General features: G+C 69.5%; 26 protein-coding genes. 12 read left to right on the forward strand and 14 right to left on the reverse strand.

Annotated features, from left to right (window positions below; genetic code table 11):
* Nucleotides 1-3 precede the first annotated feature (3 nt).
* Both ABZX12_RS39580 and ABZX12_RS39585 read left to right on the forward strand, forming a co-directional pair.
* Entirely contained in the window at nucleotides 4-933 is a 930-nt protein-coding gene (locus ABZX12_RS39580) for a sucrase ferredoxin (protein ID WP_355700613.1), read from the forward strand.
* Complete coding sequence (locus tag ABZX12_RS39585) at nucleotides 930-1,427, forward strand: carbonic anhydrase (protein WP_355700614.1); 498 nt, start codon at nucleotides 930-932, stop codon at nucleotides 1,425-1,427. Before ABZX12_RS39580 ends, ABZX12_RS39585 begins: the two co-directional genes overlap by 4 nt.
* Here the strand turns inward: ABZX12_RS39585 and ABZX12_RS39590 are convergent, their stop codons facing one another.
* Nucleotides 1,428-2,021 carry a carbonic anhydrase gene (locus ABZX12_RS39590; protein ID WP_355700615.1) on the reverse strand — a complete coding sequence of 198 codons (594 nt, stop codon included), beginning with the start codon at nucleotides 2,019-2,021 and terminating at the stop codon, nucleotides 1,428-1,430.
* 478 nt (nucleotides 2,022-2,499) lie between these two features.
* Between ABZX12_RS39590 and ABZX12_RS39595 the strand changes: the two genes are divergently transcribed.
* The gene (locus tag ABZX12_RS39595) at nucleotides 2,500-3,822 is read left to right on the forward strand and encodes a hypothetical protein (protein ID WP_355700616.1); all 1,323 of its coding nucleotides are present in this window, start codon (nucleotides 2,500-2,502) and stop codon (nucleotides 3,820-3,822) included.
* Between the two features lie 160 nt (nucleotides 3,823-3,982).
* On the opposite strand, the gene ABZX12_RS39600 is transcribed toward ABZX12_RS39595, so the two are convergent.
* From ABZX12_RS39600 to ABZX12_RS39610, 3 genes are all read right to left on the reverse strand, one after another.
* The gene (locus ABZX12_RS39600) at nucleotides 3,983-4,132 is read right to left on the reverse strand and encodes a hypothetical protein (RefSeq protein ID WP_355700617.1); all 150 of its coding nucleotides are present in this window, start codon (nucleotides 4,130-4,132) and stop codon (nucleotides 3,983-3,985) included.
* A 330-nt stretch (nucleotides 4,133-4,462) separates the two neighbouring features.
* The gene (locus ABZX12_RS39605) at nucleotides 4,463-5,086 is read right to left on the reverse strand and encodes an HAD family hydrolase (protein WP_355700618.1); all 624 of its coding nucleotides are present in this window, start codon (nucleotides 5,084-5,086) and stop codon (nucleotides 4,463-4,465) included.
* 4 nt (nucleotides 5,087-5,090) lie between these two features.
* Entirely contained in the window at nucleotides 5,091-7,175 is a 2,085-nt protein-coding gene (locus tag ABZX12_RS39610; protein ID WP_355700619.1) for a DNA topoisomerase IV subunit B, read from the reverse strand.
* A gap of 392 nt (nucleotides 7,176-7,567) precedes the next feature.
* Here ABZX12_RS39610 and ABZX12_RS39615 point away from each other — a divergent pair, with 392 nt between their 5' ends.
* A complete protein-coding gene (locus ABZX12_RS39615; protein ID WP_355700620.1) occupies nucleotides 7,568-7,798 on the forward strand; it encodes a hypothetical protein in 231 nt (76 codons plus the stop codon).
* Between the two features lie 107 nt (nucleotides 7,799-7,905).
* Here the strand turns inward: ABZX12_RS39615 and ABZX12_RS39620 are convergent, their stop codons facing one another.
* Nucleotides 7,906-9,381 (reverse strand): PLP-dependent aminotransferase family protein, encoded by a 1,476-nt coding sequence (locus ABZX12_RS39620; protein ID WP_355700621.1) that lies wholly within the window; start codon nucleotides 9,379-9,381, stop codon nucleotides 7,906-7,908.
* Between the two features lie 82 nt (nucleotides 9,382-9,463).
* Between ABZX12_RS39620 and ABZX12_RS39625 the strand changes: the two genes are divergently transcribed.
* Nucleotides 9,464-10,090, forward strand: coding sequence for a LysE family translocator (locus ABZX12_RS39625; RefSeq protein ID WP_355700622.1), 627 nt, complete (start codon nucleotides 9,464-9,466; stop codon nucleotides 10,088-10,090).
* On the opposite strand, the gene ABZX12_RS39630 is transcribed toward ABZX12_RS39625, so the two are convergent.
* Entirely contained in the window at nucleotides 10,077-12,053 is a 1,977-nt protein-coding gene (locus ABZX12_RS39630) for a glycogen debranching N-terminal domain-containing protein (protein ID WP_355700623.1), read from the reverse strand. The two genes, ABZX12_RS39625 and ABZX12_RS39630, sit on opposite strands and share 14 nt — an antisense overlap.
* Nucleotides 12,054-12,107: 54 nt before the next feature.
* Here ABZX12_RS39630 and ABZX12_RS39635 point away from each other — a divergent pair, with 54 nt between their 5' ends.
* From ABZX12_RS39635 to ABZX12_RS39660, 6 genes are all read left to right on the forward strand, one after another.
* Nucleotides 12,108-12,581 (forward strand): DUF456 domain-containing protein, encoded by a 474-nt coding sequence (locus ABZX12_RS39635; protein ID WP_355700624.1) that lies wholly within the window; start codon nucleotides 12,108-12,110, stop codon nucleotides 12,579-12,581.
* A gap of 167 nt (nucleotides 12,582-12,748) precedes the next feature.
* Nucleotides 12,749-13,285 carry a hypothetical protein gene (locus ABZX12_RS39640; protein ID WP_355700625.1) on the forward strand — a complete coding sequence of 179 codons (537 nt, stop codon included), beginning with the start codon at nucleotides 12,749-12,751 and terminating at the stop codon, nucleotides 13,283-13,285.
* A 78-nt stretch (nucleotides 13,286-13,363) separates the two neighbouring features.
* Nucleotides 13,364-14,065 (forward strand): response regulator transcription factor, encoded by a 702-nt coding sequence (locus tag ABZX12_RS39645; protein WP_355700626.1) that lies wholly within the window; start codon nucleotides 13,364-13,366, stop codon nucleotides 14,063-14,065.
* Nucleotides 14,065-15,564, forward strand: coding sequence for a HAMP domain-containing sensor histidine kinase (locus tag ABZX12_RS39650; RefSeq protein WP_355700627.1), 1,500 nt, complete (start codon nucleotides 14,065-14,067; stop codon nucleotides 15,562-15,564). The genes ABZX12_RS39645 and ABZX12_RS39650 overlap by 1 nt, the downstream gene beginning before the upstream one ends.
* 651 nt (nucleotides 15,565-16,215) lie before the next feature.
* Nucleotides 16,216-17,082, forward strand: coding sequence for an aminoglycoside phosphotransferase family protein (locus ABZX12_RS39655; RefSeq protein WP_355700628.1), 867 nt, complete (start codon nucleotides 16,216-16,218; stop codon nucleotides 17,080-17,082).
* A gap of 34 nt (nucleotides 17,083-17,116) precedes the next feature.
* Nucleotides 17,117-17,665: a hypothetical protein gene (locus tag ABZX12_RS39660; protein WP_355700629.1), complete on the forward strand. Its 549-nt coding sequence runs from the start codon at nucleotides 17,117-17,119 to the stop codon at nucleotides 17,663-17,665.
* 61 nt (nucleotides 17,666-17,726) lie between these two features.
* On the opposite strand, the gene ABZX12_RS39665 is transcribed toward ABZX12_RS39660, so the two are convergent.
* From ABZX12_RS39665 to ABZX12_RS39680, 4 genes are all read right to left on the reverse strand, one after another.
* Entirely contained in the window at nucleotides 17,727-18,914 is a 1,188-nt protein-coding gene (locus ABZX12_RS39665; protein WP_355700630.1) for a hypothetical protein, read from the reverse strand.
* On the reverse strand, nucleotides 18,907-19,416 hold the full coding sequence (locus tag ABZX12_RS39670) for a sigma-70 family RNA polymerase sigma factor (RefSeq protein WP_355700631.1): 510 nt from the start codon (nucleotides 19,414-19,416) through the stop codon (nucleotides 18,907-18,909). The genes ABZX12_RS39665 and ABZX12_RS39670 overlap by 8 nt, the downstream gene beginning before the upstream one ends.
* Before the next feature lie 101 nt (nucleotides 19,417-19,517).
* Nucleotides 19,518-20,144, reverse strand: a complete 627-nt coding sequence (locus ABZX12_RS39675) for a class I SAM-dependent methyltransferase (protein ID WP_355700632.1) — start codon at nucleotides 20,142-20,144, stop codon at nucleotides 19,518-19,520.
* Nucleotides 20,145-20,202: 58 nt separating this feature from the next.
* Complete coding sequence (locus ABZX12_RS39680; protein ID WP_355700633.1) at nucleotides 20,203-21,510, reverse strand: MFS transporter; 1,308 nt, start codon at nucleotides 21,508-21,510, stop codon at nucleotides 20,203-20,205.
* Nucleotides 21,511-21,642: 132 nt separating this feature from the next.
* On the opposite strand from ABZX12_RS39680, the gene ABZX12_RS39685 reads away from it, so the two are divergent.
* Nucleotides 21,643-22,452: a phosphotransferase gene (locus ABZX12_RS39685; protein WP_355700634.1), complete on the forward strand. Its 810-nt coding sequence runs from the start codon at nucleotides 21,643-21,645 to the stop codon at nucleotides 22,450-22,452.
* Nucleotides 22,453-22,500: 48 nt separating this feature from the next.
* Here the strand turns inward: ABZX12_RS39685 and ABZX12_RS39690 are convergent, their stop codons facing one another.
* From ABZX12_RS39690 to yidC, 4 genes are all read right to left on the reverse strand, one after another.
* Complete coding sequence (locus ABZX12_RS39690; protein ID WP_355700635.1) at nucleotides 22,501-23,556, reverse strand: Gfo/Idh/MocA family oxidoreductase; 1,056 nt, start codon at nucleotides 23,554-23,556, stop codon at nucleotides 22,501-22,503.
* Nucleotide 23,557: 1 nt separating this feature from the next.
* On the reverse strand, nucleotides 23,558-24,403 hold the full coding sequence (locus ABZX12_RS39695; RefSeq protein WP_355700636.1) for a TIM barrel protein: 846 nt from the start codon (nucleotides 24,401-24,403) through the stop codon (nucleotides 23,558-23,560).
* Nucleotides 24,400-25,683, reverse strand: a complete 1,284-nt coding sequence (locus ABZX12_RS39700) for an ROK family transcriptional regulator (protein WP_355700637.1) — start codon at nucleotides 25,681-25,683, stop codon at nucleotides 24,400-24,402. Before ABZX12_RS39700 ends, ABZX12_RS39695 begins: the two co-directional genes overlap by 4 nt.
* Nucleotides 25,684-25,873: 190 nt before the next feature.
* Nucleotides 25,874-26,551: a membrane protein insertase YidC gene (gene yidC / locus ABZX12_RS39705; RefSeq protein ID WP_355700638.1), complete on the reverse strand. Its 678-nt coding sequence runs from the start codon at nucleotides 26,549-26,551 to the stop codon at nucleotides 25,874-25,876.
* Between the last annotated feature and the right edge of the window lie 63 nt (nucleotides 26,552-26,614).

Below are 26,614 nucleotides of genomic sequence, written 5' to 3' on the forward strand. Positions count from 1 at the left end.
GCCGTGACCCCTGCCCCTGCCGCCGACCTGTGCTCGACGTACTGTCGGGTGCTGCAGGAGCCGTTGCCCGGCACCGCGGTGGTGGCGACCGGATGGGTCGTCGTCGAGCAGCCCGGCCCGTGGGGCGCGAAGGCGCCGACGCAGAGTCACCTCGATCCCGTTTTCGGTGGATCCTTCGACGACAAGTGCAAGAAGGTCGACGTCCGGTTCGGCCTGATCCGCTCCCCCGGCCGGCACGCGGACTCGGTCGAGCGGTCGCACCAGGTCTTCGTGGCCTCGACGATCCCCGGCAGGACCTGGCTGCTCGGCGGACAGGTCGCGGACCCGTCGGAGCTCGCGGCGCTCGACCTCGGCGCGGTCGCACGCGGTGACCGTACGGCGGTCGCCGCGTCACTGCCCGCGCTGGCGCCGGTCGACGAGCCGATCGTGCTGGTCTGCACCAACGGCAAGCGCGACGAATGCTGCGCGATTCTCGGCCGGCCGCTCGTCTCCGGGCTGGCCGAGCGGGCACCGGGGAGGGTGTGGGAAGCCAATCACCTCGGCGGGCATCGGTTCGCGCCGACTGCGACGTACCTCCCGGCCGGCACCATGCACGGGCACCTCACGGTCGAGACGGCGGTCGAGGTGCTCGCCGCGGCCGACCGCGGCCGGACGGTGCTGACCGGGTTGCGCGGCCGGTCCACGTGGACCAAGCGCGGCCAGGTCGCCGAGGTCGCAGTGCGTGAACTCACCGGGGAGCTCGCCCTGGACGCGTTGCGAGTCGTCGGTGAACACGCCGACACAGTCACTGTCCAGCACGTCGACGGCCGGTCGTGGACCGTGCCGGTCACGAGCGCATTAGTTGATCCACCCCGACCTGACTCCTGCGGAAAGGAAGCCTTCGCCATGTCTGTCCTGCAAGCCGGTACCCCCGTGTCAGGATCCGCGCGATGAGCGGCGGCTTCGACGACATCCTCGCCGCCAACGCCGAGTACGCCGCCGACTTCCACTACGGCGGGTTCGACGGGATCGCTCATGCGGGAATCGGCGTGGTCACCTGTATGGACTCGCGGATCCCGCCGCTGGAGATGCTCGGCCTGAAGCCCGGCGACGCGAAGGTCCTGCGGTCCGCCGGCGGCCGGGTCACCGAGGTCACGATGACCGGCCTGGTGCTCGGCGTCCAGCTGCTCGGGGTCCGCCGGATCATGATCGTCCCGCACACCCGCTGCGCGATGGCCGCGATGTCCGAGGACGACCTGCGCGCCAAGGTCGAGCTCGCCGCCGGCAAACCAGCCGGTTACCTGCCGATCTCGGTCATCCCCGACCAGCACGAGGCCCTCCGCCGCGACGTCGCCGCGGTCCGCGAACACCCTCTGATCGGCGACGAAATCCTGGTCGGCGGATTCATGTACGACGTCGACACCGGCCGCCTCACCCAGATCGACTGATCAACTCAGCACGACTCTGCCGGTGTCGAGCTCGTAGTATGCGCCGGCGAGCTCGAGCTTGCCTGCCTTCACGAGCGGGGCGATGACAGCTGACTGACGGAGCTTGGCCAGTGTCAGGTCGACGTTGGTCCGGATCGCGTTCGTCAATCGGTCGCCCGGTTTGCCGGTGGCGCCCTGGACCGCCGGTGCGAGGGCCTCGACGACGTAGTCGATCTCGCCGTGGTCGGCTGTGCGGTGGGCCGAGTCGACGGCGTTCATCGCGGCGGTGAGGGCGCCGCACCGTTGGTGGCCCAGGACCATCAGGAGCGGCGTGTGCAGCTCGGCGACTCCGAACTCCACACTGCCGACGACGGAGTGGTCCAGGGCCTCACCGGCGCTCCGTACGACGACCAGATCGCCGAGGCCCTGATCGAAGACGAGCTCGATCGGCACCCGGGAGTCGATGCAGCCGAGGATCGTCGCGAACGGGTGCTGTCCTTTGCTCACGGCGATCCGGCGGGCGATCCCCTCGTCCAGCGCCTGCTCCTGCGCAGCCACGAACCGCGCATTCCCCGCCAGTAGCCGCTCGAGCGCCTGCTTGCCATCAGCAATCACCTCCGCGGTCGCCCCGCTGAGGGACGCTCCTGCACCTGCATCTGCGCTGCTCGCCTCCGGCCCGCCGCCGGGCTCTGCCGAGAGGGTCCGACCCGGTGCCGCGCCGTCCCCCGCCGCGGCACAGCCGGCAAGCGCCCCGGCCCCTAGCGCGGTCGGGAGTGCTGTGCCCAGCAGCGCTGCCAGAACTCGTCGCCGCGACCAGCCCGATCGGCCAGGGGTCACAGCCAACCGGTCGGAGTCGGCGCCAGCGGGTTCTCCGGAACTCAACTGCCACCTGCCGCCAGAAAAGTTCCGGGAAACCGGCGGCGAAGCGGGCCGTGAGGTGTGAGGGCGGGGCTGCTCGCTCATCGGGTCTCCTCACGCGCGGACGGCGGGACGGTGCCGTCGGTTCGACCGTAACAGATTGCATACAGTCTGCAGTACCCAGGACCGGTGAGGATCTCTCGGATCGCGGGCGAAAATCTGATAGACAGCCCTTATGAGACTCCGCCCCAGCTCATTCCACCGTTCCCTGGTCGCCGGCGCCCTGGCGTTGACCGCTGTCTTGTCCGGCGCACCGGTTGCCCACGCGACATTCCCGGACGTCGCGCCGGCGTATCGCGGCGGGCCGGTCACCGGGTGCCTGGATCAGTCGATCGTCGGCACCGTCGAGGAGCAGCGGCTCAGCCGGGGCGTCAACGGCGGCCCTTCAGTACCCGCCGAGATCCTCCGCCGCTCGGGGTTCGACCGTCAGGTCGACCTGTTCACACAGCTCCTGTGCCGGGTCCCCAACCACCAGGCCGCCACGGTTCTCGTGCGCACCCACGGCGAGGCCCTCTGGCGTGCGGCGACCCGCCGCGCGCAGCAGGCGCCACAGGGCTCCGACGCGCTACCACCCACCGATGACCGCGGGCTGTACTGGGCGCGCATCTCGATGGCCCTCGCCCTCCGCCAGTGGCAACCCTCCTTCGGTCTCGGTACGGCGGAACGCGACAGCCTGATCCGCTCGTTCGAGTACGCCTCCCGCGGCATCACGAGCACCCGCTTCGCCCCAGGCGTCCGAAAGATCCTGGTCACCGGATTCGACCCGTTCACGCTCGACGCGGACATCCGGATCGGCAACCCGTCCGGCGCCAACGCGCTCACCCTCGACGGCCGGCGCTGGACCGTGAACGGTACGACGTACGAGATCCAGACCGTGGTCTTCCCGGTCCGGTACACCGACTTCGACGAGAGCATGGTCGAGAACGCGCTCGCGCCGCACTACCGCCCCGGTCCGCAGCACGCGGATCTCGTGATGACCGCGAGTCAGGGCCGGGTGGGCATCTTCGACCTCGAGGTCTTCAACGGGCGCCGGCGCTCGGTCAGCTCGATCGGCGACAACAACAACGTCTGGGGCGGCGGCACGATCAGCGCTCCGGTCGTCTCCCCCAGCATGCCGGCGGGACCGGAGTGGATCACCTCCAGTCTTCCGCTCGCGCGAATGGCGCAGACCGACGTCGCCCCGTTCCGCACACGCGTCAACACGTCCGTCCTCGAGATCCCCGCCGGCCAGACGACGCCGGTCCGTCGGCCGGACGGCCCGACCGACGGCTCGATCGCGTCGGAAGGGGCCGGCGGCGGGTACCTCTCCAATGAAGTTGCCTACCGCAACACTCTGCAGCGCGATCTGCTCGACCCGTCGATGCCGGCCGGCCACCTGCACGTCCCGGTGCTGTCCTTCGATCTCACCAACAAGACCGCGATCACCGACCCGACGTACGAGGCCAACCGGGACGCGATCGTCGCCGGTGCCCACGCGATCCTCCGCAGCGCTTTGTGATGCTCAGAATAGTTGTCATGTGATCACTATTCTGAGCACCGGTTGAGCAGGTCGGACGTGGTGACGAGCAGGCCTGTCCCCAAGGAGCGGTTCGCAGCCAGGCCGGTCACCAGGGCGAGGGCTGCTGACGCGCGTCCGCGACCTCGCTACTTCGGTCTCCTCACCGTCCAGCAGAGCCGCCGTGCGCCTCGTGATCGTGGTCGACGATGTGGTCGATCGGCTCGGACCACAACGGCCGCAGCGTGATGCTGGTAAATGTCGACTCTTCTACAATCAGTCCGAGCCGGCCGCCGGATCCGTTGACCATCACGCGAAAACCCTCGCCGGCGAGTACGTGCCTGCGCGTACACCGTTCGCGGTTCCGAGCCGAGCCACAGAACCCGCACCCCAGGAAGTGACTAGAAAAGTAATCACCACCGCGAAGGTGATCAGAATTGTGTTCATGAGTACCGGCTGAACGGCGCCTCCCGCCACGCGTTCAGGCCCCGACGGCCACACCGAGCCGACCTGGCCTGCGGGCCCGCGTCTCCCGGACATTGGGGACGCCCGCCACGTCGGCCGACCACATCTGCGTCACGCCGACCGAGCGAACCGAAGCCGAACGGCAGAACGCGCAGGGCCTAGGCGTTCTCGGCGAGGATCACCCGAGAATCACCGCGAACGCCTCCACGACGGAGCCGACGTGGTGATCCGCGACCGGTGGATCGGCGGCGTGGTGGTTCCCTACGCGGATGGTTCGCAGGCCGGCCGCGATCCCGCCCGCCACGTCGTACGCCGGGTGGTCGCCCACCATCCATCCGCCGTCGAGCTCGGCGCCCGCACCGGCCGCCGCTCGCTCGAAGATCTCCCGCTGCGGTTTGCGCACGCCGACCGCGGCCGAGATGCAGCAGTAGTCGACGGCCTGAGCGATCCCGGTGTGCTGCAACTTGCCGGTCTGCTGCACCACGGTCCCGTTCGTCACCACTGCGACGCGCCACCCGGCTGCCCGCAGCCGGGCCAGTCCGTCCAGCACCGCGGGCTCCACCCAGGTGAACAACGGATGGTCCCGGTCGTACTCTTCCACCGAGATCTCCACGCCGAACCGCTCCGCGAAACAGGCGAACAACTCCGGCCGCGGCCGGAACCCGCCGTTGTCATGAGCAACCAGCCACTCGACCGCGTCAGTCGCCAACCCGGCGCGCGCCACGAACCACCGGGCCCACGCCAGGAACGCGCCGTCCCGATCGATCAGCGTGTTGTCGAGATCGAAGCAGACCAGGGTCACGGCGTCACACGTCGATGCGGTTCTCGTCGAGCTCGTAGGCGCCCTGGACGAGGAACTCCTTGCGCGGGGCCACGTCGTTGCCCATCAGCAGGTCGAAGACCTGGGCGGCGGCCTCGGCGTCGTCGACGGTGATCCGGCGCAGGGTGCGGTGTCGCGGGTCCATGGTGGTTTCGGCCAGCTGGTCGGCGTCCATCTCACCGAGACCCTTGTAACGCTGCGGCGGCTCCTTCCAGCGGACGCCCTTCTTCATCAGCTCGGCCGTCTTCCGCTGGTACTCCGCGTCGCTGTAGGTGTACAGGTACTTGTCCTGGCCCTTCTTCGGGTTCGTCAGCTCGAACCGGTGCAGCGGCGGTACGGCGGTGTAGACCCGCCCTGCCTCCACCAGCGGCCGCATGTACCGGAAGAACAGCGTCGCGAGCAGGCAGCGGATGTGCGCACCGTCGGAGTCGGCGTCCGCCATGAAGATGATCTTGCCGTAGCGCGCCTGCTCGAGGTCGAACGTCCGCCCCGACCCGGCGCCGACCACCTGGATGATCGACGCGCACTCGGCGTTCTTCAGCATGTCGCCGACGGACGCCTTCTGCACGTTCAGGATCTTGCCGCGGATCGGCAGCAGCGCCTGGAACTCCGAGCTGCGCGCCAGCTTCGCCGTACCGAGCGCCGAATCACCCTCGACGATGAACAGCTCCGACCGGTCGACGTCGTTGCTGCGGCAGTCCGCGAGCTTGGCCGGCAGCGCCGACGACTCCAGCGCGGTCTTGCGCCGCTGCAGCTCGCGGTGCTGACGCGCGGCCACCCGCGTCCGGGACGCGGCGACGATCTTCTCCAGCACCGCGCGGGCCTGCGCCTTGTGTTCCCGTTTGGTCGAGGTCAGGAACGACTCGAGCTCGGTCTGCACGACCTTCGCGACGATCCGCGAGGCCGCCGGCGTGCCCAGCACTTCCTTCGTCTGCCCGTCGAACTGCGGCTCGGCCAGCCGCACCGTGACGACCGCGGTCAGACCCTCGAGGACGTCGTCCTTGATGATCTCCTCGCCGCTCTTCAGCAGGCGGGTGCCGTCGAGCGCGCTCGTGAAACTCTTCGACAGCGCCCGCTCGAAGCCGTGGACGTGGGTGCCGCCCTTGGGCGTCGCGACGATGTTCACGAACGAGCGCAGCTCGGTCTCGTACCCGTCGCCCCAGCGCACCGCGACGTCGACGTCCAGGTCCCGCTCGACGTCGGTCGGGGTCATGTGGCCGGCGTCGTCGAGCATCGGCACGGTCTCGGTGAAGTGGCCCGTCCCGGTCAGCCGGACGACGTCGGTCACCTTCTGGTCGGTGGCCAGGAACTCGCAGAACTCCGAGATGCCGCCGTCGTGCTTGAACTTCTCCTCGGTGACCTCGGCGCCGCGCTCGTCGCGGATCACCAGCTCCAGGCCCGGCACCAGGAACGAGGTCTGCCGCGCGCGGGTGACCAGCTCGTCGTAGTTGAAGGTCGCGTCCTTGGTGAAGATCTGCCGGTCCGCCCAGTAGCGGATCCGGGTGCCGGTGACGCCCTTCTTGGCCCGGCCGGCCTTCCGCAGGCCCTTGGCCGGCGTGAACGACGCGTTCGCCCCGTCGCCGTCGAACTCGCCGGACACGCCGCGCCGGAACGAAGTGGTCCAGACCGTGCCGCCACGGTCCACCTCGACATCCAGCCGCGCGGACAGCGCGTTCACCACCGAGGCGCCGACGCCGTGCAGACCGCCGGACGCGTTGTATGACCCGCCGCCGAACTTGCCGCCGGCGTGCAGCTTGGTGAAGACGACCTCGACACCGCTGAGCTTGGTCTTCGGCTCGACGTCGACCGGGATGCCGCGCGCCCGGTCGATCACCTCGACCGAACCGTCGTTGTGGAGCACGACGTCGATCCGCTCGCCGTGCCCGGCCAGGGCCTCGTCGACGGCGTTGTCGATGATCTCCCACAGGCAGTGCATCAGGCCGCGACTGTCGGTGGACCCGATGTACATCCCCGGCCGCTTCCGGACCGCCTCGAGGCCTTCGAGGACGAGCAGGTGGCGAGCGTTGTACGTCGGGTCGATCTCGGTACTGCGAGGCGTCGGGGCGGCCACAGGGCTCCTTCACTGGTTCACACACTGACGGCGTACAGCCTATGCGGCCGCACCCCCAAAACGCCGCAGGCATGCCCTCCGGTGACATGCGGCTGGGTACCGGACGTACGTGTCGCGGCAGGTATCGATCCGGACTCGATTCGAAGTGGTGTACGACACTCCGATCCCGAGCAGACGGTGACGATTCCATGGCGCACAGTGAGAGAAGAAGCACTGCTCCTGCGTGACTCACCAGAAATCCGCCACTACCCGAAACGATTCCGCGTCAGCAAGCGTCATACGAGGACAGGTGGTTCGTCTCACATACGGACACGTTGTCCCCACCGGGAAGCGATCCGCATGTCAGGATGTTGCTATCTGGTGAGTACGGAACTAGATGAGATGAGGCCTCAATGACTACAGCACTCGCCCCGAGTTCGGCCCTGTCGGCCGCGGATCGTTGTGACCGCTGCGGTGCGCAGGCCTACGTCCGAGTCACCCTGACCAGCGGTGGGGAGCTGCTCTTCTGCGCCCACCACAGCCGGGAGCACTCGGAGAAGCTGCGCGACATCGCGATCACGATCCACGACGAGACCGGCCGGCTCGACGCCACCCCCGCGATCGCCACTGAAGACGAGCGGTGACCCACAGGCTGTTCTAAACGCGCCAACGGCGGCGCCAAAGTCAGACAGGCTTCGATGGCGGTTCACCCGGGAGGGTGACCGCCATCCTTTTGTGCGCGGACAGTCCCTTACACAACAGGTACTTCGGGGCCGGGGCCGTGCCGCCGCAATTCCTGCCAGGCCCGCGACAGCCTGCCGACTGCATCCTCGAGGACTTGCTCCGAGTAGGCGAACGGCAGCCGTAGGTAATCGTCGTGCGCACCCGACGGATCCATCGCCTGTCCGGCGACCACCTCCACGCCGTGCCGCAACGCCACCTGCGCGAAGACCCGGGCGTCGGTGTCCGGCAGGCGGATCCACAGCGCCGATCCACCGGTCGGCAGCGACCACTCCCACTCCGGTAGCCGCTCGGTCAGCAACTCCCCCATCAGCTTCTTACGCGTGGTCGCGACCCGCGCCCGGGCCGCGGTCAGCTCGCCGAGCCGCGGCAGCAGCCTGGCCGTGAGCGCCTGGTCGATGACCGGACTGCCGAGGTCGGCCAGCGCCTTGTGCCGGGCCAGCCGCTCGGCGACCGGCCGGGACGCCCGGATCCATCCGATCCGCAGCCCGCCCCAGACCGCCTTCGACACCGATCCGATCGTCAGGACCTCCGCGTCGTCCGGCGCGTACGCGGCGAGCGGCGGCGGGATGTCGGGCCCCGCCGGGTCCCAGGCCGAGTACGCGTTGTCTTCGACCACCACGACCCCGTGCCGCGCGGCCAGCTCGGCGACCTGGCGGCGCCGGTTCGCCGACATCAGCCGGCCGGTCGGGTTGTGGAACGTCGGCATCACGAACAGCATCGCCGGCTGGTGCTCCGCGAACGCGGTCGCCAGCAGGTCCGGCCGGATCCCGGCGTCGTCCAGCGGTACGCCGGCCACCCGCCCGCCGGCCGCCCCGAACAGGTCGAAGCACCCCGGCCAGCTCGGCTGCTCGATGGCGACCGCGGCGCCGGTGCGCAGGTACATCTGCGTCACCAGCGCGATCGCCTGATGCGCGCCGGTCGTCACCACGATCTCGTCCGCCGACGTCGGCAGTCCGGACTCGGTGAAGTGCTCCGCGATCCGCTCGCGCAGCACGGGCAGGCCACGCGGGTGATAGCCGACGTCGCCGAGCAGGTCCGGCAGGTCGGTGGCCGCCAGGTCGATCAGCTCCGACGCCAGCTCGGGCAGCCCGGGATCCACGGCGTACGTGAGCGAGATGACCTCGCCCGGCCCGACCGTGATCCGGTGGAACAGCGACTCGCCGTACCCGGCCGGCATCCGCTTGTCCGCTCGTGAACGGCCACGACCCGCCGCGCGTGCGACCGTCGTGCCGCTGCCGCGCCGGCTCTCGACCAGGCCGCGGGCGCGTAGTTCGTCGTACGCCGCGACGACCGTGGAGCGGCTGATCGCGAGCGCGTCGGCCAGCCGCCGCTCGGCCGGGAGCCGGGCGCCGACCGGAAGCTCGGCCGAGCCGATCAGCGCCGCGATCTCGTCGGCGAGCCGCCGGTACAGGCCGCCCGTGCGGCCGCTCAGCCGGTGACCGATCAGGTCAGCCAGCGCGGCCGGGTCTCCAGAACGGTCCACTTCTCCTCGGATTGGCTCGGGTGGACTGCTTCCGACGCCGCCAGGCTAGTACGGGCAGGCAGTCCAGTTCGAGGAGAAGACGATGGGTATCGGTCAGCTGGCGGGATTCGCGGGCGCAACGGCGGTGCTGGTCGGGATGCCCGGGCCGAACAACCTGTACATCTCGCTGCGCAGTCTCACCCAGGGCCGCCGGGCCGGTGTCGTCTCGGCGCTGGCGATCGAGACCGGCACGCTGGTCTACATCGTCGTCACCGCGCTCGGCCTCGCGACCCTCGTGCAGACGTCACCGACGTCGTTCGCCGCGATCACCGTCGCGGGCGCGCTCTACCTGGCGTACCTCGGCATCAAGATGCTCAGGGCGTCAGTCGGCGACCACTCGGCCGGCCTCGAGGTGGCGCCGCTCGGGCGGGTGTTCCGTGACGGTGTCGTGGTGAACCTGCTCAATCCGAAGGCCGCGCTGTTCTTCCTCGCATTCCTTCCGCAGTTCGCGACCCGCGGCGCGAGCGCGGACCAGCTGCGCACCGAGCTGTTGCTGCTCGGCGTCGGCGCGCTGCTGATCGGGTTGGTCTTCGACCTTTGCTACGCGGTGGGCGCCGACGCCATCGGTCGGCGCTTCCGCTCGGTCCGTACGACGAGCCGCTGGCGGAACCTGACCGTCGCGGCGATCTACCTCGGGCTGTCCGCGTTCGCGCTGGTCACTGCCCTCTGACGACGGTCGCCTCGCCGCCCTCCCACCGCACGGACAACCGCTCGCCGCCGACCAGCAGTCCGTCGAGCTCGAGCTTGTCCCACGGCACCGACTCCGCAGGGTTGACCGCGAGCGTGCCCCCCGGCACGTCGGGCTCGATACCGAGTGCGGCCACGAGCACCGCGACGGCCGAGGCCGCGGCCCAGGCCTGCGGGCGGCACGAGAGCGGGTACGGCGTCGGCGTGCTCTCCGCGGTCGTCCCGCGGCCGCCGTACAGCTCCGGCAGGCGGTACCCGAACGCCTCGGCGGCGCGCACCAGCCCTTCGACGTACGACGACGCCACCTCGGACTGCCCGCTCGCGAACAGGCCTTGCACCGTCATCGCGGTGTCGTGCGGCCAGACGCTGCCGGTGTGATAGCCGAGCGGGTTGAAGCGGGTCATTGCCGTCGACAACGTTCGCAACCCGAAGCCGCTGTTCAGGTCGGCACCGGCGAGGACGTCGGCGACCGTCTGCTCCTCGTCCGCGTCGAGCAGTCCGGTGCCGAGCAGGTGACCCATGTTCGACGCGCGGCCGATGACCGGGTTCTTCGCACCGTCGAGGGCGATCGCCGGGTAGCCGTCGACCCAGAACGCGGCGCGGAAGCGCTCCTGCAGCGCGGCTGCCCAGGCGCGCCACTCGTCGCCGGACTCGCCGTGCGCCTCGAGCAGCTCGGCGCCCTTGATCGCGGCCGCGTACGCATATCCCTGGACCTCGCAGAGCGCGATCGGCGCGACCGCCAGCGTCCCGTCGGGCCACTGCACCGCGTCGTTCGAGTCCTTCCAGCCCTGGTTCGCCAGACCGTGGCCCGACTCGTCGATGTACTCGAGGAAGCCGTCGCCGTCCGGGTCGGCGTACTCCTTCATCCAGGCGAGGGCGTGCCGCAGGTTCGGCAGCAGGTCACGGACCTCGTCGGCGGGCATGCCCCAGCGCCACGCCTTGTGCAGCGTCATGACCCACAGCTGGGTGGCGTCGTGCGTGCCGTAGTACACCGGCGGGAGGACGAGGCCGCCGCCGTGATCCGCGACCTCGGCGCGCAACTCGTGCGGGATCTTGCCCGGCTGTTCCGCGGTCCCGGCGTCGACCTTCGTGCCCTGCCTGGCGGCCAGCGCGCGCAGCGTGCCCGCGGCGAGCGTGGGATCGACCGGAATCATCATGCCGGACGAGATCAGCGAGTCGCGGCCGAAGAGCGTCAGGTACCAGGGCGGGCCGGCGCCGAGGTAGCGGTCGTCGTCCGCGGCCAGTTGGAGTGCGCGAACGTCGTCCAGGGAACGGTCGAGCCAGCGCCCGACGCGCTTGTCGTCACAGCGGACGCTGACGTCGTACGGCGCGCGCTCGGCCGGCGGCTCGATCGAGAAGCCGGTGTTGGACTTCGGGAAGTCCGCGGTCACGCGCAGGGTGATCGTGAACTCCTCCCCCGGCTCGACGTGCGGCGTCGCCGCGATCGCCGGGTCGGCGGTGACCACGACGCGGGTGTCGTCGTTCTCCCAGCGCGTCCGCTCGGGGCCGTCGGGAAGCGGCGCGAGCTGCGGCAGGGTCGCGGCCGCGCCGCTGCGCACCGCGGCGGTCCCCGCGAGATCGGTGCCGAGAGCAACCTCCAGGCGGCAGTCGACGGCCGCCCGGGAGCGGTTGACGAGCGTGATCCGCTCGGTCATACCCTCGGAGTCGACGGTGCGGGTCCGGTACAGCATCACGGTCGGGTCGTGCCGGGTGTCGCCGAGGCCCTCGAGCATCGCGACGTACTGATGGGTGGCCGCGTCCTGCTCGTCGACGTGCACCGGGAGCGGCTCGTGCCCGTCGACCGTCACGCTGAGCCGGGACAGGATCCGGCGGTCCCGGGCGTACACGCCCTCGGCGCCGGATCCGGTGAGCTGCCCGGAACGCGGTGACAGCACCACCCACGGAGCAGCGAGCGCGGTGACCAGTTCATGCAGTGGGGACGACATGTCTCCACCCTAAACGGCGCCGCGATGCGGTTAAGTAGGACTGTGGAGACTGGCGTGAACCTTCTGGTCGGCATCGCGATCTTCGTCGGGATCGCGGGCATCGTCGTACCGATCCTGCCCGGGGCGATCCTCAGCCTCGCGGCGATCCTGGTGTGGGCGATCGTCGAGCGCAGCGCGACCGGGTGGGTGGTGTTCGCGATCGCCGCGGTGCTGATCGGTGCCAGTCAGGTGGTCAAGTACGTCGTACCGGAGCGCCGGCTCCGGGAGGCCGGCGTACCGCGGCGATCGATGGTCGTAGGCGTGCTGCTCGGCATCGTCGGGTTCTTCGTGATCCCGGTGGTCGGCATGTTCGTCGGCTTCCCGATCGGCGTGTACCTGTCCGAGCTCCAGCGTCAGCGTACGCACGCCGCGGCGTGGACCTCCACCAAGCACGCCCTGCGCCAGACCGGTGTCTCGATCCTCATCGAGCTCATCGGCACATCGCTCGCCGCGGCCGTCTGGCTGGCCGCGGTCCTCTTCGTCGTCTGAACTGCCAGGAGGCCCGACCGCGCCGTCAGCTCGTGCGCACAGCGGTTCTTAGGTGATTGCCAGCTTCTTCTTAGGCCTGCCGGAGGTTGATCCAAGCTGGGTCGGCCATTGTGGAAAGCAGCAGTGCCGGGTGACGTCCCGGCACGCAGTACGGAAGGCACAGCAGGATGAAGCTCTCACAGAAGCGGTGGCGGCTGCTCGGCACCGTCGCCGCCGTGGCCGTGACCACCACGGCCGGCGGGGTCGCCTGGGCGGCCAGCAACGCAGACCCGACGCCGTCGCCGTCGCCGTCGGCCTCGCCGTCCAGCCCGTCGACGCCGGGTCAGCAGAAGCCGGGCGGACCAGGAAGGGGTGGTTTCGGGCACGGCGAGTTCGGGCTGGGCGGCGCGCTGCACGGCGAGTTCGTCGTACCGAAGGACGGCGGCGGGTACCAGACGGTTGCGACGCAGCGTGGCGAGGTGACAGCGGTCAGCAAGGATTCGATTACCGTCAAGAGCGAGGACGGCTACAGCAGGACCTACACGCTGACCGAGGACACGCTGGTGAACGCCGCCCGCGACGGCATCGACGACGTGAAGACCGGGAACACCGTGCGGGTGACCGCCGTGGTCACCGACGGCAAGGCGACCGCCAGCTCCGTCAACGACGGCACCGTCCGCGACGCGGCCGGTCAGAAGTGGGGCTTCAAGCACGGCCCACGCTGAGCAACGTCGCGGATGACTCACAGCTGATTGCCAGGAACCTTCCAGGCTTCGCACGGTTCCCGGCGGCACACTGAGAGCATGAGTCCGCATCTGCTGGTCGTCGACGACGAACCGAACATCGTCGAGCTGCTGTCCGCGAGTCTGCGGTTCGCCGGGTACGACGTGACCACGGCGACGCACGGCGCGGAGGCGCTGCACAAGGCCCGGGACGTGGAACCGGACCTGGTGGTGCTCGACGTGATGATGCCCGGGCTGGACGGGTTCGAGGTCGTGCGCCGGCTGCGCGGTGAGGATCGGCATGTGCCGGTGCTGTTCCTCACCGCCCGGGACGCGGTCGAGGACAAGGTCCTCGGGCTGCAGACCGGCGGGGACGACTACGTCACCAAGCCATTCAGCCTCGACGAGCTGGTCGCCCGGGTGCGCGCGCTGCTGCGCCGGTCCGGTCATCGCGAACAGACCGCGACCGAGGCCGCCGTACTGCGCTATGCGGACCTGGAACTCAACGAGGACAGCTACGAGGTGTTCAAATCCGGCCAGGCGGTGCAACTGTCGCTGACCGAGTTCAAGCTGCTGCGGTGCCTGCTGGAGAACGCCGAGCGCGTGATGTCGAAAGGACAGATCCTGTCCGCGGTCTGGAACTACGACTTCGCCGGGGACGCCGGCGTGGTCGAGTCGTACATGTCGTATCTGCGCCGTAAGGTCGACACCGGCGACCAGAAGCTGCTCCACACCGTCCGCGGGGTCGGCTACGTCCTGCGTACCCCTCGAGGCCGCAACTGATGCAACTGAACCACCGGCGGCTCGCCGACCGGTACCCGCTGCGCGTCACGATCGTCGTCGTCCTGCTGACGCTCGTCGCCCTGGCGCTGGTCGCGTCTGGAGTCCTGGCGACCACGATCATGCGTGGCTACCTGCTCGACCGCGTCGACGACCAGCTCCGGCAGGCCGCCATGCCGCTGTCGCACGTCGCGACGGACCGGCGCCCCGTGCCACGCCCTGGCGGCGGGCCTGGACCGCGGCAGCTGCCGAGTGAATTCGTGGTGCAGTTCAACGACTCCGAGGGCACGAGCGACAAGGGCCCGGTCGGTTCCCGGCTCGCCGAGGCCGAGCCGCTGCCCAAGCTGCCGACGCTGAACCTCAACCAGGTCCGGGCGCTCGACGGGAAGTCGTTCGAGGTCGACGCCGAGTCCGGCGGGGCGACCTGGCGGGTGCTGGCGGTGCCGACCGAGGACCAGCAAGGCTCGGTCATGGTGGCGCAGAGCCTGAAGGACATGGACCACACCATCCAGCGGCTGATCGGCATCCAGGCCGCGGCCGGGGTGATCCTGCTCGTGCTGCTGGCCGGCGTCGGGACGTACGTCGTACGGCGAAGTCTGCGCGGGCTCGAGGACGTCGAGCACACCGCGGTCGCGATCGCCGGCGGGGACCTGAGCCGCCGAGTCCCGCAGCGGGACCCGCGGACCGAGGTCGGGCGGCTGTCGCTCGCGCTGAACCAGATGCTCGGCCAGATCGAGACCGCGTTCGCGCAGCGTACCGCGTCCGAGTTCGCCGCGCGCCGGAGCGAGGACGCGGCCAGGCAGTCGGAGGAGGCCGCCCGGCAGTCCGAGGACCGGATGCGGCAGTTTGTCGCCGACGCATCGCATGAGCTGCGCACGCCGCTCACGTCGATCCGCGGGTTCGCCGAGTTGTCCCGGCACCGCGGTGACGTGGCGGACCCGGACACGATGCGCCGGATCGAGGACGAGGCGAAACGGATGGGGCTGCTCGTCGACGACCTGTTGCTGCTGGCGCGCCTCGACCAGCAGCGCCCGCTGCGCGCGGAGTCCGTCGACCTGCTCCCGATCGCGGCCGACGCACTGCACAACGCGCAAGCTGTGCAGCCCGACCGCCACATCTCGCTGACGATCCTTCCCGACTCGGAGGCGCCTGTTGTCTCCGGTGATGAGGCCCGGCTGCGGCAGGTGCTCGGCAACCTGGTCAGCAACGCCCTCCACCACACGCCGGTCGACGCACCCGTCACCGTCTCCGTCGGCACCCGCGGCACCGAAGCCATCCTCGAAGTCAGCGACACCGGCCCCGGACTCACCGACGAACAGAAGGCCCGCATCTTCGAACGCTTCTACCGAGTAGACACCGCCCGAACCCGCTCCACCGGCGGCTCCGGACTGGGCCTCTCGATCGTCGCCGCTTTGGTTGCCGCCCACAACGGCCACGTAACCGTCACCGACACGACTCCCCACGGCGCAACCTTCACCGTCCATCTCCCCCTCACCACCTAAGCCAACCCACGCTCGGCTGGTAGATCCGACCCACGCTCCCCCGCTTAGCGCGATGCATCTGCTTCCCGCTCGCGCCGGGAGTTTCCGGCTACCGCCGGTGAGTTTTCGGCCAGGGCCCGGGAGTTGGCGGCTGGCCGGCGAACTGCGAGCTAGCGCTCGCGTGCGACCGCCGGCTCGCTGTCCTCAGCAACTCGACTGTGCCGGGCACGCTCTGGACCCCCTGAGGCGGCCTGCTGCCCCCAGTGCGCCCGTCCGTGGACTCCGGGACACTGGACCCGGAGCCGTGGGGAGCCATGGGACCCGGAGCCGTGGACCAGGTGCCGGACTCAGGTGCTGTGGACCCAGGTGCTGTGGACTCGCAGGTCCCGTGCCACGGTGCGGTGGACTCATGTGCCCGTGAACCCGGCTGCCGTGGCCGGGAGTTCCGCGGCCAGATGCACAGGCCCAGGTTCTCGCGGTCCTGGGTGCCGTGCCGCAGGGCGTGCCCTACGTGTCAGGAACTCGGGTCTCGTGGCCCGCGGGTGCTGTGCCCCAGTGCGGGATCTGGCGGCCTTGGCGCTCGGCGGACGACGGGATCCGGCTGGGCACCACTCTCCGCATGCTCTTAATCCGAGCGACAGCACAAGACCACGCCGGTAGCCTGGCGAGGCCATGGAGATGCCTGAAATCACGCGTGCGATCGCGGCTACGACGTCCATTGCCTCATCGCTCGGTCTGCCGGTCGAGGACGCAGTTGTTCTGCACAACTCGAACAAGTTGGCGCTGCGACTGACGCCATGCGACGTCTTCGCCCGCGTAGCACCAATCGGGCAAGAGGTTGCGCAGCTCGAGATTGAGATCGCTCGCCAGCTGACGGACCTCGGGAGCCCGGTGGTTGCTTTGGAGCCTCGGGTCGACCCGCTCGTGTACACGCGCGACGGCTTCGCAGTAACGCTCTGGACGTACCACGAACCCGTGACCCCCAGCGTCTCCCCACCCGACTTCGCCGACGCGCTCGAGCGCCTGCACGCGGGTATGCGCAAGGTCGACGTACCGACGCCGCGGTTCACCGACCGAGTCGCCGAGGCCGAGCAGCTCGTTGCCGATCCGGACCTTTCGCCCGAGCTGGCCGACGCCGACCGCGAGTTGCTCGCTACCAGACTGGCAAGCCTGCGCCAAGCGATCGACGACCGCGGCGCCCCGGAGCAGTTGCTACACGGGGAGCCGCATCCGGGCAACGTGCTCAGCACGAAAAGCGGCCCGCTATTCATCGACTTCGAGACGTGCTGCCGTGGGCCGGTCGAGTTCGACCTCGCCCACGTACCGGAGGAGGTCTGCGCGTCGTACCCAGGCATCGACCACGAATTGCTGGACGACTGCCGCCAACTCGTCCTCGCGATGATCGCCGCCTGGCGCTGGGACGCCGGCGACCAGTTCCCGAACGGAAGACTCTTCGGCAACGGACTCCTCGAAATCCTGCGCGAAGGCCCACCCTGGCCGACCCTCGATCAAGTGACCACTCGGCTGGGCGTTCTGTAGACAAGCGACTTCCATCAACCACGGAACCGAGCTGATGGCCAGAACCGTCTTCCTCTCCAGGCCCGCCGGCTCCGGCAAGACGACCGTTCTTCGGCTGAGCCACGACCAGAAACGCACCATCTGGGGCCGAACCGCCGCGATCGACACCGACCAGCTGTTCCTCATGGTCGACCCCGGCTGGGACCTTCCGTACGACGACGCCCGCACCGCACTCGTACTCCGCCAATGTGTACAGCTCGCCCAGTCGTTCTTCGGCGCGGGCTACGAGAACGTCCTCGTCGCAGGAAACGCCATCTACGACGCCTTCGACCTCAACCCGGTCATCCCTGACCTCCTGCGACTCGGCCGGGTCTTCCACTTCTCCCTCGATCCCTCCGAAGGAGCCGTCCTGCGGCGGACGGCCGACGACCCGGACCGATCACCGGCGCACCTGCTCAAGGAACTGCACCACTTGCTAGTCAAGCGGTCTCCTTGGTCCGTACCCGTCGACAACTCGAGCCTCACCCCTCTGGAAACACTCCAGAAGCTCGCTCACCTGGTCCAGTCGGGCGCGGGAGAGATCCACGGACCGCTGGCACCCTGAGCTCGTCAACAGCCTCGCGGACGTCACGAAGGTACGACCCGAACCCACGCCCCCAAGGCCCCTAGCGAGGCTCGAAGTACTTCCAGGTTTTGCCGTGGTCGGTGCTGGTGATGGCGTGGTTGCCGTTGTACTGCATGCCGTAGACGAAGTCGCCTGCCGCGGACAGTTGGCCCAGATCGGGCGGCGGAGTGTACGGGGCGCCGGCACCGGGGCGGAGGAGCTCGCGTTTCTTGCCCTGATAGAGCGCGAGGCCCGTCCCGTTGCCGAAAGCAACCGGCGAGGACAGGTACGGAGCGTTCCGCCCGGCCACCGTCGTCCACTGGCGGCCGCCGTCGGTCGACAGGCGCAGCGGCAGCAAGTCGCCCGGCGCGCGAGGCTTGCCCGGTGCGCGGGGCTTCATGCCCGGGATCACGACCAGCGTCTTGCCGTCGGGGCTGACGGCGAGTTGGCCGCCGGTCCGACCCGCGCCGATGATCGAGTGGCCCCAGGTCTTGCCGCGGTCATCGGTCCAGTAGATGTTGCCGACCCCGCTGTTCTTGGCGCCGACCATCCACCACCGTCCGGTGGTGTCGCGGAACGGCTCGTAGGCGTTGTCGACCCCGGGGATCTTCACCTCCCGCAGGACGCCGGTCTCCAGGTTCAGGGCTCGCAGGGTGCCGTACGCCATCAGCACGTCGCCGTCGTCGAACTCGCTGGTCGGCGGAGCCCAGCGCAGCTTCTTCTCGATCCGGCCCTGATCGGTCAGGCGGACCATGACGGACTGCGCCCAGGTCGGATCCGTCCCCTTCATGCTCGTCGGCATCGACAGCGCCAGGGCCTCGTCACCGGCCCGCAGTACGACGTACTGGTTCTTGCGCACCGGCGCCGTCGTACGGACACCGTCACGGCTCAGCACCGCGGCGTAGTTCCAGGTGTATCCCGGCTGAGGCAACAACCACCCCGACGCCCACCGGGTCGGTGTAGCGAACGCGATGCCGGAGGCACCCGACTTCTTGTCGTGGATCAGCTTCTCGGCCGCCTGGTCGACCGGGATCGACGCGGGGGTGCCGGCTGTCTTCTCCGTGCCGGTCACGTTTCCCAGCGGTAGAACGGCTGCCAGTACTGCGAGGGTCACCGCCGCGACGACTCCCAGCCCGGTCAGCGCGTGTCGACGGCGCCGGCGGCGGATGCCACGGCGTTCCAGAGCCTCGAAGGGCAACGGCCGGACGGTCTCCTGGACGTCCCAGGACAGTTCTTTCAGCTCAGACATGGTTGACCTCCTCGACGTCGTCGGCAAACTCGTGGACCAGCGGGGCCAGGCGGGACCTGCCACGCGACAGGCGAGCCTTGACTGTCCCCTCCGGGATCCGCAGCTGTACGGCGATCGCGCTGACCGGGAGGTCGACGATGTGGTGCAGCACGATCGCCTCGCGCTGTTCGTACGGGAGTTGGCGCAGGGCGTCGACCAGCGCGACCCGGTCCGCGGACAGTGCGTTCAGAGTGGTTTCGGGGACGCCTGCGCGGGAGAGCAAGCCGTGGAAGCGGTTCGCGCGGCGGTAGCGCCGGCGTACGGCGTTCAGCGCGACTGTGCGCAGCCATGCCTCCGGGTTGTCGAGCTGGGCGAACCGGCGGGGTTTCTCGACAGCCTGCACGAAGGCTTCCTGTACGGCGTCTTCAGCCTCGCCCAGATTTCCGCAGATCGCGAACAGCTGCCCGACAAGCCGCCGGTAACACCCCTCGTACAACTCGCGCACCATGTCGCCGTCAGCCATCACCACTCCCCAGATCGGACCCTTTGCCAGCACGAGTCCTGGCAGAACGATCCGGTTGCATCACCCGAGCACAATGCCCGAGAACCGGGGTCTACACGGTGTCAGCGCCGGCGCAGCTTCACCGTGGAGTCGCGCCGGGTGATCGGTACGCCGTCACGCAGCACCTGCGCGCGGTCGTGTTCGCGGCTGACCAGCGTCTCCCACTCGCCGGCGGGCAGGGCGAGGCTGTCGATGACCTCGTCCGGCGCGGGAAAGTGGATGTCGGGGTGCGGGTCGTGCTCGCCCGACGGGAATCCCATGTGCCCCTCGATCAGCAGCACTCCCCCGGGCGCGACGGCGGCGGCCGCGCTGCGCAGGATGCCGTCGCGCGGCAGTTCCGTCTTCGAGTGCAGGAACTGCGCCGACACCAGATCGAACTCCCCGTCCGGGAACGACGTGCCGAGCTCGTGCTGCTGCCAGTCGATCCGGTCGGCCACGCCGGCGTCCTCGGCATGCTGTACGGCGCGCCGCAGCGCGACCGACGAGATGTCGACCGCGGTCACGGTCCACCCTTGCCGCGCGAGCCAGATCGCGTCGGCGCCCTCACCGCAGCCGAGGTCGAGAGCCCGGCCCGGCGTCAGGCCGGACACCTCGTCCACGAGGACAGCGTTCGGTTTGCCGCTCCAGATCTGGTCGTGCTCCGCGTAGAACGCGTTCCAGTAGTCCTCGGGGAGTTGTTCCGTCGTCATGCCGACGATCGTGCGCCGGCACCGGCGCGAAGAGCAAAGAAGTTTGCCAAGTCGGCAATCAGTTGTCGCGGACCGGCAGTGGTTCGGCCTTGCCGACCACGAACGCGTACGTCAGCGCGCCGATCACCGCGACCACGCCGGCCACCGCGAACGACGGCAGGTACGACCCGTGGTAGATGTCGAGCAGCAGCCCGAAGACGTACGGGCTGATGATCCCCGCGATGTTCGACGCGAAGTTCTGGATGCCGCCGATCGACGCGACGTGCCGCGACGACGGCGCCACGTCGCCGGGCAGGGACCAGATCCCGGTCGCCGCGATCGCCAGGCTCGCGTACGAGATCGCCAGGAACAGCAGCGCGACGTACACCGACTTCGCCGGCGCCGCGAACACGATCGCCGCGCCGCCGAGCAGCCCGCCGACCATCACGGCCTTCCGGACCCGGGTCACGTCGGCGCCGGCCCGGATCCGCCGGTCGGCGACGATGCCCGCGATCCAGCCGCCGGCGATCGCGGTGATCCCGGGCAGCGTGCCGAGCGTACCCAGCTCGGCCAGGTCGAGGCCGCGCGCGTCCTTCAGGTACGACGGGAACCAGGTCAGGAAGAAGTAGATGACGAAGTTCAGGCAGAAGAAGCCGAGCATCATCCCGCGGATCGTGCGGTACTTGAACAGGTCCCGCCAGCGCACCTGCGCCGCGGCCTCGTCGTCGTTGTCCTCCAGCCGCGCGCCGTTCGCGGCGATGTAGGCGCGTTCCTCCGCGTTCGCGTGCCGGTGCTCCATGGGGTCGCGGTAGTACCAGTACCAGACCGCCGCGAGCATGATCCCGAGCACGCCGAGGACGACGAACGAGAAGTGCCAGCTCACCAGCGCGATCAGCCCGGTCACGACCGGCAGCGACAGCACCGTCCCGACCCGCGAACCGGAGTCGATCACCGCGGTCGCGAACGCCCGCTCGTGCTGCGGGAACCACCGCGACGCCGCCTTGGTGGCACTCGGGTACGCCGGCGCCTCCCCCGCGCCGAGCGCGAACCGGAACGCGAACAGCGACCAGAAGCCGCGCGCGAGTGGCGTCAACGCGGTCACCACGCTCCACCACAGCGCGGCGAACGTGAACGCCTTCCGCGAGCCCACCTTGTCGGCGAACCAGCCCGCCGCCAGCATCGCCCCGTCGTACGCCCAGAAGAACGCGCCGAGGATCAGGCCCTTCTCGGCGTTGCTGAGGTCGAGGTGCAGGTCGTCCTCGATGAACGGCAGCGCCACGCTCAGGTTCGCGCGGTCCAGGTAATTCAGTGAGAGTCCGACGAAGGCCAGCCCTAGGATCAGGTACCTCGTCCGGCTGGCCCCTGGTGGAGCTTTCACAGTGGTCATGGCGGTCACCCGACTGGGGCGGTGGGGCGGGGAAGGCATACGCAGAGCCTCCGATCGAGAGCGGATCGTGGCACGCTACCCCGGACGGCAGCTTTGTGTAGACAAACGTTTCATCCAGTGAAATGAGGTGCGGTGATCGAGGACGGCGAGGAGATTCCGCTGCTCGGCGGCGACGTGACCGAGGGCCTGGTTCGCGTCGGCGACACGGTACGGCGGCCGCCCGGCGAGCGGGCCGAACTGGTCCGGGACGTGCTGCTGCACCTGGAGAAGGTCGGGTTCGACGGCGCGCCGCGATTCCTCGGCATCGACGCGGCCGGCCGGCAGGTGCTCACGTACGTCGAGGGCGAGGTCGCGGGCCGGCCGCGACCGTCGTGGATCGCGGACGAGGCGCGGATGGTGTCGGTCGCGCGGTTGCTGCGGGCGTACGACGACGCGGTGGAAGGATTCGGCATCCCGGAGAATCTGCCGGCGCCGATCGAGCCGCCGGGGCTGCCGCAGCTGGACGACCCGCCGGAGCTGGTCGGGCATCAGGACGTCACACCGGAGAACGTGGTCTTCCGGGACGGTCGCGCGTACGCCCTGATCGACTTCGACCTCGTCCGCCCGGTGAGCCGGGCCCGCGAGTTCGTGAACCTGATGCTGTGGTGGGCCCCGCTCGGCCCCGAGGAGGATCTCGATCCCGAGTTCCACGGCGTCGACCGACCGCGCCGCTGCCGGCTACTGGCCGACGTCTACGGACTCGCCCCGGCCGATCGCGCACGGGTCATGGATCTCGCGCTCGCGCTGAACGAGCGCGCCTGGCACACGATGAAGTACCGCGCGGAGACGCTTGGCGGCGGCTGGCAACGGATGTGGAGCGAGGGCGTCGGCGACAAGATCCGCAACCGCACAACCTGGCTCGAGACCAACGCCGGCACCCTCACTTCCGCTCTCCTCGCCTGACCCGACAAATTGGTTGCCCGAGGCCACTCCCTCGGGCAACCAACCTGGTCAGCGGGTGATCTTCACCTCGGCGCCGGTTTTGGCGCTGTCGTAGATCGCGGTCAGCATCCGGGCCATCTCCAGGCCCTGCGCCGCGGTGGCGTCGGCCGGGATCTCGCCCCGGCAGATGCTCAGGAAGTGATCGATCTGGTTCGCGAACCCGACCTTGAAGTCGAACCCGAGTGAGTCGATCTGCGGCTGGACGTGCAGCAGCGTGTCGTGCCGCTCGGTGATCATCAGCAGCTGCGGCTCGATCTCCGCGCCGCCCTTGTCACCGTGGATCCGGACGCTGATCTCGTTGCGCGCGTGCAGCGAGAACGACGTGTCCACGTCGAGGACCGCCCCGCCCTCGAAGCGGATCTGCGCGGTCGCGTAGTCCTCGACCGTGTTCGGCCGGGCCGCCGACGCGGCCTTGTACCGGGTCAGGTTCTGGATGTTGTCGCGGGCGCCCAGCGGGGCGAACGTCGCGCCGGACGCCGACACCGCCTTCGGCATCCCCATCAGGTACCAGCACAGGTCGATGATGTGGACGCCGAGATCGATCAGCGGACCGCCGCCGGACAGCTCCACGTCGCCGAACCAGCCGCCCGGGTTGCCGGCCGTCCGCAGCAGCGTCGCCCGCGCCGCGTAGATGTCACCGAACTCGCCCGCGTCCAGGAACCGCTTCGTGACAAGGGCGTTCGGCGCGTACCGCCGCACATAACCTACCTGCAGCGCCTGCCCGGTCTCCTCGACCGCCTTCACCAGCGCCTCGGCCTCCGGCACGTTCACCGTCATCGGCTTCTCGACCAGGACGTTCTTGCCCGCCCGCAGGGCCGCCTCGGCGATCGGGGCGTGCAGGGTGTTCGGCACGCAGACGCTGACCGCGTCCACGTCCGGGTCCGAGAGGATCTCCTGGAAGTCCCCGGTCACCCGCGCCACGCCGAACTGCTCGCCGCGCGCCTTCGCCCGCTCGAGGTCGACGTCGCACACGGCAACCAGCTCGGCCCGATCGTTGGCCTGGTACGCCTTCAGGTGCTCGACGGCGATCGAGCCCAGCCCGATCACCGCAATCCGCGTCGTCATGTCACGCCACGCTTTCGTTCAGTCGGATGATGTTCGCGAGCGAGCGCTCGATGGCGGGCAGCGGCGCCTCCATACCCTCGAACTCCAGGCTCACCGGTACGTCGGGCTTGGTCGCGACGAGCGCCAGCAGACCGGGGATGTCGACGTCGCCGTGGCCCGTGACCGTACCGAGCAGGTAGTCGCCGGCCAGCGTCTTCAGCCAGCCTTCCCCTGCCGAGCGGCGGATGTGGAAGTCCTTGATGCCGATGGACGCCGCGACGTCGATCAGCCCGGCGGCGGTCTTGCCCGGCACCTCGCCGACACACAAGCCGTTGCCGAGGTCGAGCGTGACCCGGAAGTTCGGGCGGTCCACGGCGTACACGAGCCGGGCCAGCCGCTCGCTGCCGTTCATGAAGAAGCCGTGGTTCTCGATCGTCGACACGATGCCCAGGTCCGCGGCGTGATCGGCGACCGCCCGGCAGCCCTCGACGACCTGCGCGAAGGTCGACTCGAACTCGCCCGGGTCCTGCTCCCGCCACGCCCACGGCGCGACGTCGTGCCGGAAGACCGTGGCGCCGAACGCGTGCGCGACGTCCAGCTGCCGGCGGAGGCGATCGATCTCGTTGCTGTCGGCCGACCGCAGGTCGCCGCTGACCAGGTAGTTCACGATCGGTACGCCGATCTCCTCGGCGTGCTTGGCCGTGTCGCGGACGAGGGCCTCGTTCTCCAGGTAGTACTCACCGTCCATCGCGGCGATCTCGATATGCCCGGCCGGCGAGGCCGCGACCCAGTCGAGGACGCCGATCAGGTCCATCTCGCCGCTCGTCATGAGCTGGCGGAAACAGTACGAACTGACTCCGAGCTTCACGTGGTGGTCCTCTCCACTTCGTGAGTGATGTGGGTCCACGGACCGGGATAGTCGTGGACCCCGTAGATCGCTGAGCTGCACCGGTCGAACGCGTTGCCGACCGCCCCGAGCACCACCGCCTCGCGCCCCAGTGTCGCGGCGACGAACGGTGGACGTTCGGGGAAGACCAGTTCCTTCTCGACCGCGGCCGCGAGCGGACGCAGCAGCGCGCTGCTGTCCTGCGCCGCGCCGCCGCGGACAACCACCACTTCCGGATCGACGACCAGCAGGACGGTCGCGATCCGCGCGGCGATCTGTGCGCAGAAGTCCTCGAGCTCCGCCTGCGCGTCGGCGTCGCCCGCGGCCGCCGCGCTCAGCACCTCCGCGCTCGTTGGTCGCGCCGACCAGACCAGCTGCCCGCGCTGCGCGTTGCGCGTCCAGCGCATGCCGCGCTGCGCGCCGAGCTCGCCCGCCAGGCGGTGCCGGCCCTGCCGGATGACACCGTTCAGCACGATCGACAGCGACAGCCGGTGGCCGATCTGGAGGTAGACGACATCGGAGTACCCGCGGCCTGCGCCGCCGCGTTGCTCCGCGAGCGCGGCCAGCTTGATGTCGTTGTCCACGACGACGGGCTGCCCGAACTCCTTCGCCAACAGCTCTGAGACCGGAAGACCGACCAGTTCGGGCATCGCCAGGCTGGCCCGCAACTGTCCGTCCGCCTCAACCACGCCCGGCAGCCCGACACCGACGGCCCGCAGCCGACCGAGGTCGAGTGCTCCTGCCTGCATCCCCGCCGCACGGTGGTCGGGCATGGGGGAAGCGGCGGCCGCTTCCAGCGCGCGTGGGATCAGCGAGAGTGCGCCGGGGCCGTCGAGCTTGCGGGCCACGTCGGCCTCGCCGCGGGAAGTGCCGCTTGCCCGGGGTGCCCTGTGAGCGCGCAGCGGGCGGCGGGTGGCATCCGCCGGAAGTTCCGCGTAGCCGACTCGGCGGCCTGACAGGTCGCAGATGATTGCGCGTGCACCGCGCGGGCCGAGGTCGACGCCGGCGACGAGACCAGCCTCGCGTACGAAGCGGAAGGCGCGGGCGGGCCGCCCCGGGCCGGCGGTCGCCGGGCTGGTGGACTCGACCAGCCCGGCGTCGGCCAGGTCGTCGAGGACAGCGTGCACGGTCGGTCGCGACAGGCCGGTGGCCTCGCTGATCACCCCGACCGTGCGCGCCTCGTCGGCGTCGGCCACGAACCGCAGGCACGCGACCTGATTGGCCGCCCGCTCCGCCTGGGCGGCTCCGCGTGCAGTGTCCATCGACCCCAACCCATTATGGAACCGGCTTTAATAAAGACGGTAACAGAACGCCCCACGCAACGGCAACGCCCATCTCGGCCCGCCCACCACGAGTGGATATCCAGCCGTGGTGGGGGTTCTCCGCTGGTACAAGAGCGAAGAACCCCACAGCCCACGGATATCCACTGGTGTTGTGACGTCGGGTCGGCGACTACCGCTGGAGGATGGTGCGCTCGACGACCGTCCAGGTGGTGGTGGTCAGCACGTACAGCCCGGCCGCCAGCGGCACGAAGGCTGCCGTCAGCAGCGTGCCGTACGGCAGCACCTGCGCAAGCCGCCGCGACAAACGAGGCGCCGCCGGATCGAGCTGCCGCAGCTGAAGCCGCGCCGAGAACCAGGCGACCACAGCCAGTAGTAGCGCTATCACGATGTACGCCGGGGTGCCGGTGACGATCGGCCAGTGCACGCCGAGCGGCGCACCGAGCAGGCTCCCGCTGATCAGCTGGTTCGACTCCCCCGCCACCATCGTCCGCGAGAACAACGTGTACATCAGCCAGAAGAACGGCATCTGCGCGAGCGTCGGCAGGAACCCGGCGAACAACGACGTACCGGACTCGGTCTGCAGCTTCGCGACCTCACGCTGCAGGCGCTCCGGGTTGCCCTTGTGCCGCTCGGTCAGCTGCTTCAGTTGCGGCATCAACTCCGCGCGGGCGCGTAAGCCGCGATGCGCCCGGACACTGAGCGGCAGCAACGACAGCCGAACGACGAGGGTGCACAGCACGATCGCGACGACGGCAGCATACGCACCGGCGACCGGCTCGAGGACGGTGACGAGGGACGTGAGCAAGTGGTAGGCACCGGCGACCGGCGCCTCCAGGAAAGAAGGCACAGCAGAACTCCACGAGTGAGAAGGAACGAGTAGGCGTGCGCGCTACCCGAACCGGCCGCGGAG

The sequence above is a fragment of the Kribbella sp. NPDC003505 genome, assembly GCF_040610875.1.
Lineage (GTDB): Bacteria > Actinomycetota > Actinomycetes > Propionibacteriales > Kribbellaceae > Kribbella.